16 protein-coding genes and 1 pseudogene are annotated in these 20285 nt (G+C 53.8%); 6 read left to right on the top strand and 11 right to left on the bottom strand.

Annotation, left to right across the window (positions count from 1 at the left end):
• Positions 1-2 precede the first annotated feature (2 nt).
• Both dapD and HV229_RS20650 read left to right on the top strand, forming a co-directional pair.
• Positions 3-827, top strand: coding sequence for a 2,3,4,5-tetrahydropyridine-2,6-dicarboxylate N-succinyltransferase (gene dapD, locus HV229_RS20645; RefSeq protein ID WP_003829186.1), 825 nt, complete (start codon positions 3-5; stop codon positions 825-827).
• A gap of 109 nt (positions 828-936) precedes the next feature.
• Positions 937-1323: a DUF3461 family protein gene (locus HV229_RS20650; protein WP_003018562.1), complete on the top strand. Its 387-nt coding sequence runs from the start codon at positions 937-939 to the stop codon at positions 1321-1323.
• Between the two features lie 42 nt (positions 1324-1365).
• On the opposite strand, the gene cdaR is transcribed toward HV229_RS20650, so the two are convergent.
• From cdaR to dgt, 3 genes are all read right to left on the bottom strand, one after another.
• Complete coding sequence (gene cdaR / locus HV229_RS20655) at positions 1366-2523, bottom strand: DNA-binding transcriptional regulator CdaR (RefSeq protein ID WP_016151755.1); 1158 nt, start codon at positions 2521-2523, stop codon at positions 1366-1368.
• A 148-nt stretch (positions 2524-2671) separates the two neighbouring features.
• Positions 2672-4105 (bottom strand): serine endoprotease DegP, encoded by a 1434-nt coding sequence (gene degP, locus HV229_RS20660; protein ID WP_016151754.1) that lies wholly within the window; start codon positions 4103-4105, stop codon positions 2672-2674.
• Positions 4106-4234: 129 nt separating this feature from the next.
• On the bottom strand, positions 4235-5752 hold the full coding sequence (gene dgt / locus HV229_RS20665; protein WP_181546268.1) for a dGTPase: 1518 nt from the start codon (positions 5750-5752) through the stop codon (positions 4235-4237).
• 83 nt (positions 5753-5835) lie between these two features.
• Here dgt and mtnN point away from each other — a divergent pair, with 83 nt between their 5' ends.
• The 3 genes from mtnN to HV229_RS20680 are packed head-to-tail and all read left to right on the top strand — an operon-like array spanning position 5836 to position 7988.
• A complete protein-coding gene (gene mtnN / locus HV229_RS20670) occupies positions 5836-6534 on the top strand; it encodes a 5'-methylthioadenosine/S-adenosylhomocysteine nucleosidase (RefSeq protein ID WP_016151752.1) in 699 nt (232 codons plus the stop codon).
• Entirely contained in the window at positions 6527-7327 is an 801-nt protein-coding gene (gene btuF, locus HV229_RS20675) for a vitamin B12 ABC transporter substrate-binding protein BtuF (protein ID WP_181546270.1), read from the top strand. Before mtnN ends, btuF begins: the two co-directional genes overlap by 8 nt.
• Before the next feature lie 37 nt (positions 7328-7364).
• Positions 7365-7988, top strand: a complete 624-nt coding sequence (locus tag HV229_RS20680; RefSeq protein ID WP_006686772.1) for a TRIC cation channel family protein — start codon at positions 7365-7367, stop codon at positions 7986-7988.
• Between the two features lie 119 nt (positions 7989-8107).
• Here the strand turns inward: HV229_RS20680 and erpA are convergent, their stop codons facing one another.
• From erpA to clcA, 3 genes and pseudogenes are all read right to left on the bottom strand, one after another.
• Complete coding sequence (gene erpA / locus HV229_RS20685) at positions 8108-8452, bottom strand: iron-sulfur cluster insertion protein ErpA (protein WP_003018581.1); 345 nt, start codon at positions 8450-8452, stop codon at positions 8108-8110.
• Positions 8445-8510 (bottom strand): annotated as a pseudogene (gene yadW / locus HV229_RS26165) (small protein YadW). The gene erpA and the pseudogene yadW overlap by 8 nt, the downstream one beginning before the upstream one ends.
• A gap of 23 nt (positions 8511-8533) precedes the next feature.
• Positions 8534-9955 carry a H(+)/Cl(-) exchange transporter ClcA gene (clcA, locus tag HV229_RS20690; protein WP_181546272.1) on the bottom strand — a complete coding sequence of 474 codons (1422 nt, stop codon included), beginning with the start codon at positions 9953-9955 and terminating at the stop codon, positions 8534-8536.
• A gap of 168 nt (positions 9956-10123) precedes the next feature.
• On the opposite strand from clcA, the gene hemL reads away from it, so the two are divergent.
• On the top strand, positions 10124-11404 hold the full coding sequence (gene hemL, locus HV229_RS20695; protein ID WP_016155721.1) for a glutamate-1-semialdehyde 2,1-aminomutase: 1281 nt from the start codon (positions 10124-10126) through the stop codon (positions 11402-11404).
• Positions 11405-11504: 100 nt separating this feature from the next.
• Here hemL and fhuB read toward each other — a convergent pair whose 3' ends face one another.
• The 5 genes from fhuB to mrcB all read right to left on the bottom strand — a co-directional run bounded on the left by fhuB (position 11505) and on the right by mrcB (position 20226).
• On the bottom strand, positions 11505-13487 hold the full coding sequence (gene fhuB / locus HV229_RS20700) for a Fe(3+)-hydroxamate ABC transporter permease FhuB (protein ID WP_181546274.1): 1983 nt from the start codon (positions 13485-13487) through the stop codon (positions 11505-11507).
• A complete protein-coding gene (fhuD, locus tag HV229_RS20705; RefSeq protein WP_049042714.1) occupies positions 13484-14374 on the bottom strand; it encodes a Fe(3+)-hydroxamate ABC transporter substrate-binding protein FhuD in 891 nt (296 codons plus the stop codon). The genes fhuB and fhuD overlap by 4 nt, the downstream gene beginning before the upstream one ends.
• Positions 14374-15171, bottom strand: a complete 798-nt coding sequence (gene fhuC / locus HV229_RS20710) for a Fe3+-hydroxamate ABC transporter ATP-binding protein FhuC (RefSeq protein ID WP_053389224.1) — start codon at positions 15169-15171, stop codon at positions 14374-14376. Before fhuC ends, fhuD begins: the two co-directional genes overlap by 1 nt.
• A 47-nt stretch (positions 15172-15218) precedes the next feature.
• Complete coding sequence (gene fhuA, locus HV229_RS20715; RefSeq protein ID WP_016155718.1) at positions 15219-17453, bottom strand: ferrichrome porin FhuA; 2235 nt, start codon at positions 17451-17453, stop codon at positions 15219-15221.
• A gap of 232 nt (positions 17454-17685) precedes the next feature.
• Entirely contained in the window at positions 17686-20226 is a 2541-nt protein-coding gene (gene mrcB, locus HV229_RS20720; RefSeq protein WP_047358496.1) for a bifunctional glycosyl transferase/transpeptidase, read from the bottom strand.
• Positions 20227-20285: the final 59 nt, after the last annotated feature.

The following is a 20285-nucleotide window of genomic DNA, read 5'->3' on the forward strand; positions in this document are numbered from 1 at the left end:
CAATGCAGCAGTTACAGAACGTTATTGAGTCCGCTTTCGAGCGCCGTGCCGACATTACTCCGGCAAATGTAGATACCGTAACCCGCGAAGCGGTGAATCAGGTTATTTCTTTACTGGATTCCGGTGCACTGCGCGTCGCAGAAAAGATTGAGGGTCAGTGGGTCACGCATCAGTGGCTGAAAAAGGCGGTCCTGCTCTCTTTCCGTATTAACGATAATCAGGTTATCGAGGGTGCGGAAAGCCGTTACTTCGATAAAGTGCCGATGAAATTCGCCAACTACGACGAAGCGCGCTTCCAGAAAGAAGGTTTCCGCGTGGTTCCGCCTGCGGCAGTGCGTCAGGGCGCGTTTATCGCCCGTAACACCGTGCTGATGCCGTCTTACGTGAACATCGGCGCTTATGTTGATGAAGGTACGATGGTTGATACCTGGGCGACCGTGGGTTCCTGTGCGCAAATCGGTAAGAACGTACACCTGTCCGGTGGCGTTGGTATTGGTGGCGTACTGGAACCGTTGCAGGCTAACCCGACCATCATCGAAGACAACTGCTTCATCGGCGCGCGCTCTGAAGTGGTTGAAGGCGTGATCGTCGAAGAAGGCTCTGTCATTTCCATGGGTGTGTATATCGGCCAGAGCACCCGTATTTACGATCGCGAAACCGGCGAAGTGCATTACGGCCGCGTTCCAGCGGGCTCCGTGGTCGTCTCCGGCAACCTGCCGTCGAAAGATGGCAAATACAGCCTGTACTGCGCGGTGATTGTGAAGAAAGTCGATGCCAAAACGCGTGGCAAAGTGGGAATCAACGAACTGTTACGCACCATCGACTAACAGCGATTTGAAAAAGCGGGCTTAGCCCGCTTTTTTTACATCTGCGAGTGGCATAAACAAGGCTTTTCGTTAATTATTCAATGGTTATAGTGAGCTTAAGGGTACCGCTATGTATGACAATCTGAAAAGTCTGGGCATTACTAATCCTGAAGAGATCGATCGTTACAGCCTGCGGCAAGAAGCCAACAACGATATCCTGAAAATCTATTTCCAGAAGGATAAAGGCGAGTTTTTTGCCAAGAGCGTGAAGTTCAAATATCCCCGTCAGCGTAAAACGGTTGTCGCCGATGGCGTCGGTCAGGGTTACAAAGAAGTGCAGGAGATCAGTCCCAACCTGCGCTACGTGATCGACGAACTGGATCAGATCTGCCAGCGAGATCGCAGCGAAGTCGATCTTAAACGCAAGATCCTCGATGATTTACGTCATCTGGAAAGCGTCGTGACCAACAAGATCAGCGAGATTGAAGCCGATCTGGAAAAACTGACGCGCAAATAAGTAGATTGTTGCCTGATAGCGCTACGCTTATCAGGCAATTAATCAATGCTGCTCATCCAGCTGCAACGCCACATACAGCAGCAGTCGATCGTCAAAATTCCCCAGATCCAGCCCGGTCAGCTCTGAAATACGGTTCAGGCGATACTCCAGCGTATTGCGGTGAATAAACAATGCTTTTGAGGTCGCCAGCGGCTGAACGTTATGTCGAAACCATGCCGATAATGTTCGACGCAGCAAACCGTTGTTATCCATCGCTTTCAGCCTTACCAGCGGGCGCGCCAGCTCATTGGCCTGCCAGCCGCCGCGCAGGCTGTCCAGCAGCACCGGCAGCATCAAGTCCTGATAGAAATAGCTCCGGCTTTCCGGCATCCGCTGCTTGCCGACCATCATGGTGGTGCGCGCCGTACGATACGAACGGGCAATGCTGCCGGGCCCGGTAAAATAGTTGCCCAGCGACACGCGAAAACGCAGTTGTCCATTCTCTTTCATGCGGGCAATCAGTTGCTCAACGCGCTTGCGATGATCTTCAGCGTCCCAGCGGCCAAACTGATTGAGCGCTGGTTTCAGCACCACCATCTCGGTCAGAGAAACAATCGCAATCAGATTATTACGTTCGGGTGTAGTTAACGCGTTCTGCAATTGCTGTAGCTCCGCCATCGCACTATCAACGCCAAGCTGACCGCTGTCGACCTCCACTACCGCCACCACGCGCGGCTGGTTCAAATCAATGCCCAATCGCTGTGCCCATTCCATCAGTGCCGGGGTATTCTCTTCCGCCTGAATCAGGTTCATCACCAGCTCTTCACGCAGACGGCTATCCTGCGCTAACAGATGCATCAGACGCGACTGTTCCAGCATCATTTCGGCGGTCATGCACACCAGTTCGCCATACTTGCGCAGATGTTCCGGCTCGCCGGTAAGACCGATAACGCCAACGATTTCGCCTTCCAGACGCAGCGGCAGGTTTATCCCCTGACGCACTCCATGTAAATGCCGGGCTACCGCATCGTCAATATCGACCACCCGACCTTGCGAAAGCACCAGCAGCGCGCCTTCGTGCAATTCACCAATTCGTTCGCGATCGCCGCTGCCAATGATCCGCCCGCGGGCATCCATTACGTTGATATTGGTATCAATGATGCGCATGGTTCGCGCTACGATATCCTGCGCCATTTTGGTATCAAGATGCCAGCCAGCCATAAACCCCTCCTGTGAGCAGAGCTCAAGCATAGGGAAGATAATAAGCGGCGGCATTGTGCAACTGCACAAAGCGAGAGGGAGAAGTATGGAGTTGTGGGAAGTATCACAAAAAGAAACCCCTTCCTGTGCAGGAAGGGGTTTAGGGAGATTACTGCATCAACAGATAGATGGAGCTGTCACCACGCTGAATGTTCAGCGCCAGTACAGCTGGTTTGCTGTCGAGGATTTTGCGCAGTTCGGCGATATTTTTCACCGGCTGCTGGTTCGCACCGATAATCACATCCCCTTTCTTCAGGCCAATCCGTGCAGCCGGAGAATTCGCTTTCACCTCGCTGACCACGACCCCTTTGTCCTGGCCTTTGTTGCTCATATCAGCCCCTTCAATGCCTTTGAAGATAGAGCTGGAATCAACCTGAGTCTGGCTGCTCTGCTGCAGTTCCAGATTCACAGTGACCGGCTTACCGTCACGCAACAGGCCAAGGTTAATTTTGCTGCCTACCGGCATCGTACCCACCTGCGCACGCAGGGCGGCGAAGCTGCTGATCGGTTTACCGTTCAGGGAGGTAATCACATCCCCGGCTTTAATACCTGCTTTCGCTGCGGAAGAGTTCGGCATCACCTGGCTGACAAATGCGCCACGCTGAGCATCAACTTTCATCGCTTTCGCCAGCTCAGAGCTCAGCTCGGTACCCATAATACCCAGCTCACCGCGTTTAACCTGACCAAACTCAACCATCTGTGACGTCAGGTTTTTCACCATGTTGCTCGGGATTGCAAAGCCGATACCGATGTTACCGCCGTCCGGCGCAAGGATCGCGGTGTTAATACCGATCAGCTCACCGTTCAGGTTAACCAGTGCGCCACCGGAGTTACCCCGGTTGATCGCGGCATCCGTCTGAATAAAGTTTTCGTAGTTTTCCGCGTTCAGGCCGCTACGGCCCAGCGCAGAAACAATACCGGAGGTCACGGTCTCACCGAGGCCAAACGGGTTACCAATTGCTACGGTGTAATCACCCACACGCAGCGCGTCGGAATCTGCCAGCTTAATCGCCGTCAGGTTTTTCGGATCCTGAATTTGGATCAGCGCGATATCGGAGCGCGGATCTTTACCCACAATCTTCGCATCAAATTTACGGCCATCGCTCAACTGAACCTTAATCACCGTGGCGTTATCCACCACGTGGTTGTTGGTCACGACATACCCTTTCGCGGCATCAATAATTACACCGGAACCCAGCGCCATAAATTTCTGCTGCTGGCCGCCGCCGTTGTCAGCGCCCGGCGCGCCGCCCTGGCAGAACGGTGAACTCTGGAACGGTGAACCGTCCTGGCAGAATGGTGAATTATCACCGAAGAACTGCTGGAAATTACGCGGCATACGCGGCGTATTTACCGTCGTGCTCCCCTCGACGTTAATACTTACCACCGATGGCATCACTTTTTCGAGCATCGGGGCCAGGCTTGGCATCTGTTGGGCGGTCATTGCTGAAGACGACGTCTCAGCCGCTGTGGCAGACAGGGGGGACAACGCCAAACCTAAACTCAGAGCCAGTGCACTCATTGCTAATGTGGTTTTTTTCATGTGTTTCGTTCTCGATTAACAGGTAACGCAAAATTGCTGTATACGTCAGAGTCGTTTTATAGCGCTAAGTTCCAGAATTGAGTTTAAGGAAAAAGTAAAATTTTATTGGCCGTCTTTACAAATGAGTATTTATTGTTCTACGGCCATCAAGCGACGATATTCATCCCAGGCATACAGATCGGTCATCCCGCTGATATAATCCTGAATCAGCCGGCAGCGATAATAATATTCCATTACCGAAAACTCAGCGCAACCCGTTGATATTTTACTAACCGCCTCGACATAAGCAAGGCGATGGCGAGTAGACAACTTCTGAAATAATCGTGATTCGATAGGAAAACGTTTAACTCTTTCATTGTCGACCAGCTCAGTAAAATCTGACTGGGACATTTTTAATAAAGGCTGATAGATCTCCAGCAACCCGCTGATCACCCGATACCCCTGCAATTCCAACTGCTCAACGTCCGGATGACTAAATACGTGTTTTACCGCCACATTTTTATAGACCCCCAGCAACTGACTAAAGCTACTGGCATCTTCTAACAGGGCGTGATTAAAGCTGCCGTCAAAAACCTGCGGTAAATTATCAATAAACCGCTGGGCTGCATACGGCACCAGTTTATTCAGCGTATTGACGCGTAAATACATAAAGAACTGATCTTCCGTGCTCCGGCTTAATGTATTTGAACGTGATTTCTCCCAGGCATTCTCAACAACCAGGCTAAACAGGGAACCTTTTTCGTGATGCCCCCACGCCTCATGCAGATGGTGATAAAGTTGTTCGACGCTAAAGATTCTTTTCTCAACGGCATCTTCCAGGTCGGCCACGCAATAAGAGATATCATCGGCAGCTTCCATTATCCAGGTTAATGGAAAGCGACTGTAGGGCGCTAATGATAATTCTTTACGTAACCGTTCAATATACGGTTCTTCAGAAAGGTAATAGCCCGGTTTCTTCATTAAATAGTTATGCGTCGTAGGCGTACTTCCACGCCACCACGCCGGACGGGTATATTTTAAAATACCACCAACCTGAGCCCAGGTAAGATTCATACGCATCAAAGTATGCACCAGACGAATCCCCTGGGCATTACCTTCAAAATGGCACAGGTCCTGGCGCACCTTACGGCGAATATCATTCAGCGACTCTTCGCCTTCGCGCAAACGTAACGCCGCCACCAGGCAGCGGTCATCGCTGAGAGGCTGACTTTCCGCGTCGGCGGGATACAGCCGCTGGCGGAACCAGTCATTAATCGCCGCTTCACCAAAATGACCAAACGGCGGATTGCCAATGTCATGCATCAGGCACGACATTTCGACAATACTCTCAAACGGTCCCGTCAGTTCATCCAGACCATACTGCTCCAGCAGTTTTAGTTCTTTCAGTCGGCTGAGGATCTCTTTAGCGATATAGCGCCCAACTTGCTGAACTTCCATCGAGTGCGTCAGGCGCGTGCGCACCGCCGCGTTACGCTCCAGCGGAAAGACCTGGGTTTTTTGTTGCAGTCGGCGAATAGCCGGAGAATTGATAATACGTCCACGATCGCTTTCGAAAATACGCAGGATCTCATGCTCCGTCTTCACGCCCTGCGGCGAACGGTAACGACGATGCCAGTTTATTTTTTTTCGGAAATCGATCTGTACCATATCCTCTCCCGCCTGAGAAATGCGCTACCCCTTAAGCGCATGATAGACTATGCCCTCAAATCTGGCTTATCGCGAGTAAATCTATGAAAATCGGCATCATTGGTGCAATGGAAGAAGAAGTTACGCTGCTGCGTGACAAAATCGAAAACCGTCAGACCCTCTCTCTCGGCGGTTGTGAAATTTACACCGGCCAACTGAACGGTACAGAGGTTGCGCTACTGAAATCAGGTATCGGTAAAGTGGCGGCGGCGCTGGGCGCTACGCTGCTGCTTGAACGCTGCAAGCCGGATGCCATCATTAACACCGGTTCCGCGGGCGGCCTGGCTTCTACGCTGAAAGTCGGCGATATCGTGGTTTCTGACGAAGCGCGCTATCACGATGCCGACGTCACCGCCTTTGGCTATGAATTTGGTCAGTTACCGGGCTGCCCGGCTGGTTTTAAAGCCGATCCTGCGCTGATTGCTGCAGCAGAATCCTGCATTGCGCAACTCAATCTGAACGCCGTTCGCGGACTAATCGTCAGCGGCGATGCCTTCATTAATGGCTCCGTGGGTCTGGCTAAAATTAAGCATAACTTCCCGCAGGCCATTGCCGTTGAAATGGAAGCGACCGCGATTGCGCATGTTTGCCATAACTTCAATGTGCCGTTTGTCGTGGTTCGCGCCATCTCTGACGTCGCCGATCAGCAGTCCCATCTCAGCTTTGACGAGTTCCTGGTTGTTGCCGCGAAACAGTCAAGCCTGATGGTTGAAACGCTGGTACAGAAACTGGCGCATGGCTAAATTACTCTCCAGGGCGCTGGTCGCCCTGCTTTTCACTCTTCCGGCGTTCCTGTACGCCGCACCGCGTGTTGTGACGCTTTCTCCTGCCAATACCGAACTCGCCTTTGCCGCCGGCATTACACCCGTAGGCGTCAGCAGCTACTCAAACTACCCGCCAGCGGCCAAAAATATCGAGGAGGTTTCCACCTGGCAAGGTATGAACCTTGAACGCATTGTGGCGCTTAAACCGGATTTAGTCGTCGCCTGGCGCGGGGGAAATGCTGAGCGGCAGGTGAATCAGCTGACCGCCCTGGGAATTAAGGTCATCTGGGTGGACGCCGTAACCATCGAGCAGGTCGCCGATGCGCTCCGCCAGCTGGCAGCGTGGAGCCCAAAGCCTGAGCAGGCTAAACAGGCGGCGCAAACCATGCTTGATGACTATGCTTTACTAAAATCTCAGTATGCCAACAAACCGAAAAAACGCGTGTTTCTCCAGTTTGGCGCAAATCCTCTGTTTACCAGTGGAAAAGGCTCCATTCAGCACGAAGTTCTTGAGGTATGCGGTGGAGAAAACATCTTTGCCGGCAGTCGGGTCCCTTGGCCACAGGTTAGCCGTGAGCAGGTCCTGGCACGAGCGCCCCAGGCTATTGTTGCAACCGGAGGGCCAGGCGAAACTCTGAAAATTGAACAATACTGGGGAAACCAGCTAAAAATACCCATTATTACACTTAATAGTGACTGGTTCGAACGCGCGAGCCCGCGTATTATCCTCGCCGCAAAACAACTCTGTAATGCGCTTTCACAGATAAATTAGCGCCTGCCCCCACCAGGTCTGTTGTGAGGATTTAAAAATGCTCGTCTATTGGCTGGATATTGTCGGTACCGCGGTATTTGCTATCTCTGGCGTCTTACTGGCCGGAAAATTGCGAATGGACCCGTTTGGCGTCCTGGTACTCGGGGTGGTTACCGCCGTTGGCGGCGGTACGATCCGCGATATGGCGCTGGATCATGGGCCGGTATTTTGGGTTAAGGATCCCACCGATCTGGTGGTGGCAATGATCACCAGCATGCTGACAATCCTGCTGGTACGTCAGCCACGACGTTTACCGAAGTGGATCCTTCCGGTGCTGGATGCCGTTGGCCTGGCTGTGTTCGTGGGGATTGGCGTCAATAAAGCATTTCTCGCCGGGACGGGCCCCCTGGTGGCGATCTGTATGGGGGTGATTACCGGCGTCGGCGGCGGGATCATTCGCGACGTGTTAGCTCGTGAAGTCCCGATGATTCTGCGCACCGAAATCTACGCCACGGCATGTATTATCGGCGGGATCGTGCATGCGACAGCGTTTTATACCTTTAATGTATCGCTGGAAAACGCCAGTATGATGGGGATGATCGTCACCCTGCTGATTAGGCTTGCCGCCATTCGCTGGCATTTGAAATTGCCGACGTTTGCACTGGATGATAACGGGCGCTGATGTGATGATGCAGAACATGTAGGCCGGATAAGGCGTTTACGCCGCCAACCGGCACATTGCCCGGTGGCGCTACGCTTACCGGGCCTACACCATCAGACCATCGGTATTACAGGCAGCAATCAGATGCTGAAAGAAGAACCACACCCGCAGGTGCTTTTCGCATTGGGGTTAGTCACAACGAAGCGGGAACCTTCCAGACCTTCGGTATAGTCAACCGCGCCGCCTACCAGATATTGCAGACTCATCGGATCAACCACCAGACCCACACCTTGTTTCTCAATGGTCATATCACCATCGTTCACCTGATCATCAAAGGTGAAACCGTACTGGAAACCGCTGCAACCACCGCCGGTGATATACACGCGTAATTTCAGATTCGGGTTATCTTCGTCAGCGATCAGGCTTTTTACTTTATTGGCTGCTGCTTCAGTAAATTGCAGTGGCAGCGCTACGTCATCACTCATATTTTGCTCCAAACGACATTGGCAATTGGGCAAATTATAACCCAATGGTTAAGGCCATTATCTAATACCCTGGTATTTCGTTCAAGTATTCTCGCCAGCGGCGGTACTCTGGCTTTTTGCCGCTTGCTCCGCTTCCTGTTTTGCCAGCGTGCGGGCAAGGATAGTCGAGTATAGCGGCTTTCCACCCATAAATTGGGCTAATAGTGTTGCGCCAAGACAGGTAATAATCATTGGCAAAATGAGCTGATAGTTATCGGTCATCTCCAGCACCAGTACAATACCGGTTAGCGGTGCACGTACCGAAGCCGCCAGCAAAGCCCCCATTCCGGCAATGGCAAAGGTTCCGGCCTCCAGATGATACTGTGGAAAAGAGGCCGCCGCGGCCATACCGAACGCGGTGCCAAGTAATGTGCCCAACGCCAGCATCGGGGCAAAAATCCCACCGGGCGCGCCGGACGAGAAGCACAACAGCGTGGTGATCACCCGGGTAATAAATATAAACAGCAGTAAACCGACGCTAAAATTACCCGCCGCGGCGATAGGAATCAGGTTAAACCCGCCGCCTGCCGCTTCCGGTTTAATTAATCCCAGGATCCCGCACAGGCCACCAATCGCGCCACCCATCAGCACCCATTTTTTAATTTCACCGCCGTGGAAGCGCTGGAACATATCCTGGGTACGCAACACCATGGTGTTGAACAACGGCCCGACACAGCCAAAAATAAGCCCCAGCACAAGATACAGCCACAGCGTATTTACCGGCGCATTAGACAGCTTTCCGACTTCAATAATCGGTGCTTCACCGTTGAACACACGAAACACAATGCTCGACATAATAACGCCGGTAAACACGGCTTTGATCGAGACGAGGTTATAGCGAAACTGCGGGCGCATCTCTTCAATAATGAACAGGATCCCCGCCAGAGGCGCATTAAAAGCCGCCGACAAACCCGCAGCCGCACCGGTGGCCAGCAGGGTATGTCGCGCTTCGGCGCTGCGCATGCGGAAAATATCCAGCACCATGCGCCCAATGTTCCCGCCTATCTGTACGGTCGGCCCTTCTCGCCCGAGCACCATACCGGCTCCCAGCGTGCCCATGCCGCCAATAAATTTCACCGGCAGAACGCGCCACCAGCGCACAGGTCGTAGCTCTTCCAGCGCGCCTTCAATCTCAGGGATCCCCGAGCCTCCCGCTTCCGGCGCAAATTTACGAACCAGAAAATAGCCGACCATCGCCAGCAATGCAGAGAGAATAAACGCCAGCGGCCACAGCAGAATGGCATGGTCCGCAACCTGGGCCAGTGCGCCAATGCGCTGATTTTGCACCCAGGTCACCGCTTTCTCAAATGCCACGCCAACAAGCCCCGTCACGGTACCGACAACGGCGGCCATCAACAGGATCGCCATCGGCGTTTTGTCGCGTTCCAGGAGTCGACGGATTTGATCCCTGCGGCGTAAACGCACAATTTGTTGTGCTTCAAAAGAGGGAGAGTCAGTCTTCATCAGATGATCATTAATTGGTAATACAAATACGGAATCGGCATTCTACTCGCACATTTCACGAAAATCCCCTGCAAATCGCATTGTTTCAAATGCGTAAAACTTTCATAACCTTCTCTGAATAACTAGAATAGCGGGCATTTACTTTTTCTACGAACCAGGACCCCATCCATGAGTAAGTCTGAAAATCTCTACAGCGCAGCACGCGAACTTATCCCTGGCGGCGTTAACTCCCCCGTTCGCGCCTTTACTGGCGTGGGTGGTACTCCGCTGTTTATCGAAAAAGCGGACGGCGCGTATCTGTACGATGTCGATGGTAAAGCCTATGTCGATTACGTCGGTTCCTGGGGACCGATGGTACTGGGCCATAACCACCCGGCAATTCGCAATGCGGTGATTGAAGCCGCGGAGCGCGGTTTAAGCTTCGGCGCGCCGACCGAGATGGAAGTGAAAATGGCGGAGCTGGTCACTGAACTTGTGCCGACCATGGATATGGTGCGTATGGTGAACTCCGGTACGGAAGCGACGATGAGCGCCATCCGTCTGGCGCGCGGTTTCACCGGTCGCGATAAGATCATCAAATTTGAAGGTTGCTATCACGGTCATGCCGACTGCCTGCTGGTTAAAGCTGGTTCCGGCGCGTTAACGCTGGGTCAGCCAAACTCCCCGGGCGTTCCAGCCGATTTCGCGAAACACACCCTGACCTGCACCTACAACGATCTCTCTTCAGTTCGTGCGGCATTTGAACAGTATCCGCAGGAGATCGCCTGCATTATCGTTGAGCCGGTCGCAGGCAACATGAACTGCATCCCGCCGCTGCCAGAATTCCTGCCGGGCCTGCGTGCCCTGTGTGATGAGTTTGGCGCACTGTTGATCATCGATGAAGTCATGACCGGTTTCCGCGTGGCGCTAGCCGGTGCGCAGGATTATTACGGCGTCGTTCCGGATCTGACCTGCCTTGGCAAAATCATCGGTGGCGGGATGCCCGTTGGCGCATTCGGCGGTCGCCGTGATGTGATGGACGCGCTGGCGCCGACCGGTCCGGTTTATCAGGCGGGTACGCTTTCAGGTAACCCGATTGCGATGGCAGCAGGTTTTGCTTGTCTGAACGAAGTGGCCCAGCCAGGTATTCATGAAACGCTGAACGAACTGACGACGCGTCTGGCGGAAGGTCTGCTGGAAGCCGCCGAAGAGACGAATATTCCGCTGGTGGTTAACCATGTGGGCGGGATGTTCGGGATTTTCTTCACCGATGCAGAAACCGTGACCTGCTATCAGGATGTGATGGCATGCGACGTTGAACGCTTCAAGCGTTTCTTCCACATGATGCTGGATGAAGGGATTTACCTGGCGCCGTCCGCCTTCGAAGCGGGCTTTATGTCCGTCGCGCACAGTGAAGACGATATCAATAACACCATCGACGCCGCGCGCCGGGTGTTTGCGAAATTGTAAAAGAGAACGTCCAGAAATAACGTAGGCCGGGTAAGGCGAAGCCGCCACCCGGCTTTTTTATTGCCGAATGGCGACGCAACCTAGATAGAAGGGATAAACCTCAGCGACTCTGCTTACGTAGCAGATAGATAAAGTACGGCGCGCCAATAAACGTCGACAGTAATCCCGCCGGGATCTGATACGGAAACAGCACCATCCTGCCGCACCAGTCAGCAAAGACCAGCAGCACACCTCCCGCCAGCGCCGAAATCAGCATATGCGGCATCGCCCGACGAAACCCCATCATTCGGGCAATATGCGGAGCCATCAGCCCGACAAAACTCAACGGTCCAATGGTCATGGTTGCTGTCGCCGTCAGTCCCGCAGCCAACAGCAGTAACCCCACGCGTGACGGCGTGATCGCCATACCCACCGCACGCGCCGTATCGCCGCCGAGCGGTAAAATCGTCAGCCAACGACGACACAGCGGTGTCAGCGCCAGCAGGATAACCATCACAATTCCGGTGCGCAGTACCTGTTCGCCCGTCGCGTTATAAGTTGAGCCGGAGATCCAGGTCAGCACGCCCGCCATACGCGGATCGCCGCTGGCCTGCAGCATCATCAACAACATAGTAAACGCCGTACTGAGCGCCATCCCTGCCAGCAGCATACGGTGCGGCGATAAACCACCGCGCCCGGCGGCAATCATAATGATAAGCAAGGTGACCGCAGCCCCGAGACTCCCTGCGGGCAGCAGCCAGCCAAAGGCATTTCCGGGGACCAGAAACAGCATTAACACCACGCCAAATGCCGCGCCGGAGCTAATGCCCAGAACTTCCGGGCTCGCCATTGGGTTTCCGGTCAGACGCTGAATAATACAGCCCGCTACCGCCAGCATCACCCCGGCAATCAACGCCGCCAGAATACGTGGCCAGCGCCAGGGCATCAGTTCATCCAGCATCGCGCCGCTGGCCCATGTCCAGCCGTGCGCATCGCGGCCAAACGACAGCGCCACCACCAGAGTCAGCAGCAAAACCACCCCGCCCGCCAGCGCAAACATCAGTACATTCTGACGCTCCGCGGCGATACGGTTGCTGGCATTCATATCCGGTGCGCTCATACTTCTAAGGCGCGGCAACAACCACAGCAGCAATGGCGCGCCAATCAGCGCCGTCACCGAACCGGTGGAGACCTCCATCCATACGCGGGTCAGCCACAGAATGATTTGGTCAGAGAGCCAGAGGATCAACGCACCAATCAGCGGGGCCAGCATCAGACGCGCCAACAGACGCCGCGCGCCGAGCATTTTCGCCAGCAGCGGTGCAAAGAGGCCAATAAAGCCGATAATCCCAACCGCGTTAACCAGCAAGGCGCTGATGACAATCGCCAGCGATAAGGCCGCCAGGCGCGCCAGCGACAACGCCAGACCGAGGTTACGCGCCACGCCGTCATCCAGTCCCATCAGCGTCATTGGACGCAACAGCAGCAGAGTCAGCATCACGCCGCCCAGCAGCTGTGGCCACAGTCGCTGTACGCCGCTCCAGTCGGTTTGGGTTAGCGTGCCGCTGCTCCATAAAAACATGCTTTGCAGTTGATCGTGATGGAAGATAACCATCAACTGGTTAATCGCCCCGCAGTACAGGCTGACCACCAGTCCGGCGAGGATTAACGTCACCGGAGAAAGACGTTTGCCCCAGGCGACGCCAAACACCAGCGCCCCAACGACACAAGCACCTGCCAGCGCAGCAAATTGCGTGGTAAGCGCACCGGGAATAGCCCACAGCGTCGTGACGGTAATGCCCAACTGCGCACCGGTCGCAACACCTAGCGTGGTTGGCTCCGCCAGTGGGTTACGCAGCACCTGTTGAAACAATACGCCGACCAGTCCCAGCCCGGCACCGACCAACAGCGAAATCGCCAGCCTCGGCAGCAGGCTGTAGTGGAAAACCATCTGTTTAATGGCATCGATATCCGGTGACCAGATAGCCTGTTGCCACTGGTTGCGCGGTAGCGCAACGGAGAAGTTAACCCATGTGAGCCAGCAGGCAGCAACAAATAGAACCGCCAGCAGGAGAATGGGGAACAGCGCGATACGTTTACTCATGCTTTGCCTCCCAGCGCATTATCCAGAATGCGGGCAAAATGCATGGCTGATAGCGTTGCGCCATAGAACCAGACGGCCGGCACGCGCTGAAAACGTCCGCTGCGAACAAAGGGCATCGCCTGCCACAACGGCGTAGACATCAGTGCAGCCATCTCTTTATCGTTGCCGTGATCAAAGCACAATACATCGACATCCTGAAAAGCAGCCAGACGGTCAATACTCACGGCAGTGCTGCCCCAAAAGTTTGTCTCTCCCTGCCAGGCGTTGGGGATCCCATATTCGTCCAGCACGTCCTGAAACAGGCTGTTTGGGCCAAACACCAGCATATGCCGCGAATCAAGCAGAGAGGTGAGAAGCACAGGGCGCGCACCGCGTTGAATGAAGCGCGGCTTCAGGCTGGCAATAAAACGATCATACTCAGTCAGATGGCGTTCAGCAGAGTCCTGCAGATTGAACAATTGCGCCATTTCCTGCAGCGATTGTCGCGCAACGACCAGCGGTTTTTTACCGTCGCTGAAGTTAAATCCCCGACCAGGTGCAATACGTGCCAGCTTTTCCGGGGAAGGACCATAGCCTGCCGACCAGAGCAGAAACGAGGGTTTCATTTCGGTCAGCAGTTCAAGATTGGGTTCCGTGCGTAGCCCGACATCAATCACCGAGTCCGGTAGAGGTGGCTCACTGACCCACAGCTTGTAGTTAGGGATATCCGCAATGCCATACGGCGTAATACCCAGCGCCAGCAACAGCTCTACCGGCAGCCATTCCAGCGCCACAATACGCTGCGGATCAATCGCCGCGGCGGACGCCGTATTCATCCGCCACAGCAGCGGCGAGAGCGCCATCGCCGTAAGCAGACGCCGACGGGTAATATGATGTAATTCAATCATTAATAGACAAAACTCACGGGTGCGGCACCGGCCGGATGCGGCAAAATGCCCATCGGGATACCGTAAATCTGTTCCAGAGTTTCACTACGCATCAGTTCAGCAGGCGTTCCTTGCGCAATCATTTCACCACCGCGCAGCGCAACTAAGTAATCGCAGTAGCGGGCCGCCATGTTGATGTCATGCAGCACCGCAATCACCGTTAGCCCACGCTGCTGGCTTAAGCGATGCACCAGCGCCAGCACGTCAACCTGATGAGCGATATCCAGCGCGGAAGTCGGCTCATCAAGCAGCAGACAGCGGCTGTCCTGCGCCACCAGCATGGCAATCCACGCACGCTGGCGTTCTCCGCCGGACAGGCTATCCACCAGGCGGTGCGCCAGCGGTTTTAAGCCGACCAACGAAATAGCTTCTTCTACTTTCTCTCTGTCGGCAACGCCAAAACGTCCCAGCGCCCCGTGCCACGGATAGCGGCCAATCGCCACCAGTTCACGCACCGTCATCCCTTCGGCCTGCGGCAACTGCTGCGGCAGATAGGCGACCTTGCGGGCAAACGCTTTACTGCCCCAGTTCTCCAGCGGCTGTTCGTCGAGCAGGATTTCACCTTCCGACGGCGGCTGATGACGTCCCAGCATTTTCAATAACGTCGATTTTCCGGATCCGTTGTGGCCGATAAGGCCGGTTACTTTCCCCACCGGAAAAGTTAATGAGAGAGGATGCAAAAGCGTGCGGCCAGGCACACGAAAGGAGACATTACGCAACGCGAAAGTGGTGTCGGGATGGGATCTGTTTTCCTGCATAGCAGCCAACTTGTAAAACGGGCACGCAAAGCGTGCCCAAAAAGAAATTAGAAACGGAAGGTTGCGGTTGCAACGACCTGACGTTCTGCGCCCCAGAAGCAGCCATAGGTTTGGAAGCAACTAGAAACGTATTCACGATCCAGCAGGTTGGTAACGTTGACAGCAACACTAGAGCCAGCCATACCAAAACGCGCTAAATCGTATTTCACGACAGCATCCATTACAGCAGCACTTCCCACTTTAAATGTGTTTGCAGGATCGCCATAGCTTGAACCGATAAAACGTCCACCGGTTCCTAGGGTCAGTCCCGACAGAACGCCTTCGTTAAAGGTATAGTCGCCCCAGAGTGATGCCATATTTTCAGGAACTTGTTCTACGTTGTTCCCTTTGAGATTGGTGTCCTTAGTGTACTCCGCATCAGTGTAAGTATATGAAGCAGTCACATTGATATTGGCATTCAAGGCCGCTTTAGCTTCAAATTCAAAGCCCTGAGAACGTACTTCGCCTGACGGAACTTGCAGATTCGAGTTGGTCGGATCGGTTGTCAGCGTATTCGTCTTCGTCAGATGATATGCCGCAGCCGTAATAACCACAGGCAGATCTTTCGGCACATATTTTACACCCGCTTCATACTGTTCACCCTTGGATGGCGCAAAAGCCATGCGTGGAGTGCTGTAGAGATCGAATGCGTTTGGTTCAAATGACTGGCTATAGCTAACGTACGGAGAAATACCATTATCAAACAGGTAGTTTACACCGCCACGCCATGTGAACTGATGATCGTTACGCTCAATATAACCCGCTTGCGGAGTGGTTGAATTCTGACGAATCGTCGTCGCTTGCTGTGACCAGTCATAACGACCACCCAGTGTAAAGACCCACTTATCCCATTCCGCCTGATCCTGGATGTAGATACCGGTTTGTTTGGTTTCGTTCATCTGATAAGGCTCGGTAGAGTCGAAATCAAAATCTTCCAGAGGCTGTGGGTTATAAAGATCCAGAACAGGAGCTGTGCCAAATTTAGCATTGATATCATTACGCATACGCATGAAGTCAACACCTGTCAGCAACGTATGGTCCACCGTTCCTGTCGCGAAATTGCTCTGCAACTGGGTATCAACACTGAAGTTCTGCAAACGTTCATCATCGACAACCGTGCCACGACCAAGATAATGGTCGCGCTGATCGGCCGGAATTGCCTGGCAAGGCGCGTTAAACGCATTTGTTGTACAGATACCCGTACCGTACACGCTCTGCTGCGACGTTTTCATTTCAGCAAAACGTAAATTCTGCCGGACAGTGAAGGTGTCATTAAAGTCGTGTTCAAAGCTGTACCCCACCATTTTCTGATTGCGGGAATAAGTATTATTTGAAGCACCTTCATTAAAATCAGTCGGCAAACGCTTGCCGTTAGGTAGCGGTTCAACCGTACCTTCCTTCGGCAACCAACCGTAGTAACCCGTTTCGGGTTCATTCTGGAAATAAGAAAGGAATGTAAAGTTAGTCTTGTCGTCAGGACGCCATGAGAAGGACGGAGCAACGGTATAACGCTGTGATTCAGAACCTTGCTGCTGCTCATTTGTGGAACGAGCCAGACCGGTTAAACGGTAAGAGAATTCACCGTTATCGTCCAATGCATCACTAAAATCAAATCCTGTCTGGAACAGATTATTTGTTCCCATTTTAAACTGAACTTCTTTTAGCGGCTCGGTGGTTGGACGTTTGCTGACCATCGAAATAATACCGCCAGGGTTACTCTTACCGTACAACACGGAAGTTGGCCCACGCATCAACTCTACACGCTCCAGCATGTAAGGATCGATAACCGCGTCGTTATAGAAGTTCCCTTGTAGCTTCAGACCATCCAGATAGTTGTTCTGGCTTAAACCGACAGAGGTAAAACCACGGATGCTGACAAAATCGTATGTATTTGAAGCACCACGGTTACTGACCACAACCCCTGGGGTATAACCCAGCGCTTCCTTGACGGAACGAGACTGATGGATCTGCATCTCTTCGTTTGTCACTACCGAAACAGACTGTGGCGTCTTTTCGATCGGCGTGTCGGTTTTGGTAGCGGTGGCGGAACGCTTCGCGGCAATTGTCGGCGAAGGCCCCCATGCGCTTTCTTGTGCGGCAGGTGCAGCAGTTACGGTGATGGTTTCTTCTTTCGGGTCAACCGCCGCCTGTGCATAGACAGACATGCCGCTAACCGCTGTGGCTACCACTACTGCGATTTTACGCAGCGATGAACTTGGCTGAGCAGTTTTAAGACGCGCCATTGGTATTTCTCTGATGAAAGTGAATGATAACGTAAACGAGAATTATTATTATAACGGCAGCATAATATTCGAAACTCTGGCGAGATAGCAAGCAATACGCGTCCCTACTAAAACTGAGGGGTTAAGAAATAACCAGATAAAAAGAAAGGGTTAATAAATTAGGCTGGAATGTTATTCGGCCCTGAGAATGGACCAAAGAAGAAAAACCCGCCGAAGCGGGTTTTGAGCAATATCAGTTACTGCCGAACATATCCTTTATCCAGCCAGCGACACCGTCGCTATCTTTCTTTTCCTGCTGCGCCGGTTGTTGCTGCTGCTGTTGAGGCTGCTGCGGCGGCGTTGACTGATCGAACGGATTCCCGGTCGGCTGTTGCATCATTTCACCCTGCTGACACAGTGAATCAGGATCGGTAGTCCATACCGGAAGCGTACGCATCCCCCCGCTACAAACGAAGTTACCGTCGTAGTCCACGCCCATATCCACCACATCTTCCGGCGGCGTCAGCACCAGCGGTGTTGGCGTCTGGTTGGCAAGATAACGCTGATAAATCGACATCGCACCGCTGGCACCGTACAGCTTGGTTGGCTGGTTGTTATCACGGCCCACCCAGGTGATGGTTACCTGGCTGCCGTCGATCCCGGCAAACCAAGTATCCACGTTGTTGTTAGTGGTCCCGGTTTTCCCTGCCAGATGAAGCCCAGGATATTTCGCGCCAAGCTGGCGGCCCGTACCACGCTGAACCACCTGTTGCATGGTCCACAGCGTCATATACGCCGCCTGCGCCGGAACGGCACGCTCGGCCTGCGGGAAGCTCTGATACAGCACCGTACCATCTTCGGCAATCACCGAACGCAGCGCCGACAACGGCGCGCGGTTCCCGCCGCTGGCGATAGTCTGGAACGCCTGTGCCACTTCGATCGGCGTCAGGTTCAACGCCCCCAGCAGCATGGCCGGAACCGGGTTAAGCTGATCTTTCGGCGCACCCAGCTTCAGCCAGGTATCGGTGACGGCAGGCAGGCCCAGCGCCATCCCCAGATTTACCGTTGGCACGTTCATTGAGCGCGTTAACGCATCCACCAGCATCACTTTTCCGCTTTCGCTATAGCGACGGTCATCGTTCTGCGGCGACCACACCTGGCCGTTAGGCTGGCGCAGCGCAATCGGGGCATCGGCAATCCAGGTATTCAGACGATACAGCTTCGGCTGGCTGAGCGCGGTCAGATAGGTCGCTGGTTTAGCCAAAGAACCAATCGAACGACGTGCCTGCATCGCACGGTTATAACCAGCGAACTGCGGTTCTGCCCCCCCGACCATGGCACGCACTTCGCCGCTGAAGCGGTCGACCACCACAATCGCGGTTTCCAGATCGCTCAGCTTACGTTGTTTCTTCAGCACCGGAATACCTTCCACCGCCGCTTTTTCTGCAGCGTCCTGCGCCACGGAATCAAAGGTGGTGAAAATCTTCACGCCGGAGAGGTCTTTAACTTTATCGCCCAGCTTTGCCTGTAGCTCCTGGCGCACCATCTGCATAAAGGCGGGTTGCGGTGAGATCACCCCACCACGCGGCTGTACGCCTAACGGACGCGCGCTCAGCATGTCATAAAGATCCTGGTCGATAATCTGCTGCTGCTGCAGCAAACGCAGCACCAGGTTACGACGCTCCAGTGCCAGCTTCGGGTTACGCCACGGGTTATAGATTGACGCCCCTTTAACCATCCCTACCAGCAGCGCCTGCTGGTCGAGGCTCAGCTCTTCCACCGGACGGCCAAAGTAGTAGAGACTCGCCAGCGGGAAGCCGCGGATCTCATTGTCACCGCTTTGACCGAGATAGACTTCGTTCATGTACAGCTCAAGAATGCGGTCTTTGCTGTAACGCGCATCCATGATCAGCGCCATATAGGCTTCGTTGGCCTTACGCCAGTAGGAACGTTCGCTGGACAGGAACAGGTTTTTCACCAGTTGCTGGGTCAGCGTACTGGCCCCTTGTACCGTGCGCCCCGCCGTCAGGTTCGCCAGCACCGCACGGCCAATGGAATAGAGGCTGATACCGTCATGCTCATAGAAGTGACGATCTTCGGTCGCCAGCAGCGTGTCCACCAGCAGATCCGGGAATCCACTGCGCGGGACAAACAGGCGCTGCTCACCGTTAGGCGAAGAGAGCATGGTAATCAGTCGCGGATCGAGACGGAAGAAACCAAACTGGCGGTTGTTATCCATATTCTCGATGGTATCCAGATGGTCGCCATCAAAGGTCAGACGCGCGCGCACCTGCCCTTCTTTACTGTCCGGAAAATCAAACGGACGACGGATCATCTCGATGCTTTTCGCCTGCACGGTGAATTCGCCAGGGCGCGTCATTTTCGTCACCTGACGATACTGCGTAGCCTCCAGCAGTTTCACCATCTCGTTCTTGCCGATCGGCATTTCTGGCTCAAGGTTAACCATACGGCCATATACTGCCGCAGGAAGCTGCCAGACTTTACCATCTATACGGCTGCGGATTTTTTGGTCCAGATAAACGCCGTAAATGGCGATCAGCACCAAAAAAACAATCGACAGTTTTACCAGCAGCCAGAACCAGCCGCGTTTACCACGAGGCTTACGCCCTTTGCCTTTACCCTTACGCGGCATCGGTTCTTCATCCTCATAGTCATCATCATCATAATCGTCGTCATACTCTTCATCTCTGAGTTGACGACGGCTCACCTTTTGTTTCACCGGACGCGAGGGTTTCCCTTTACGTCCAATTGGCTCGCGGTCATTCCCCGCCATGCTTTTTCTCCGCAACATTCAGGCGCAAAGGCCCGATTCTCTGTTCTTCCGTCAGTTAA

The sequence above is a fragment of the Citrobacter sp. RHBSTW-00524 genome (genome assembly GCF_013747755.1).
GTDB lineage: Bacteria > Pseudomonadota > Gammaproteobacteria > Enterobacterales > Enterobacteriaceae > Citrobacter > Citrobacter braakii.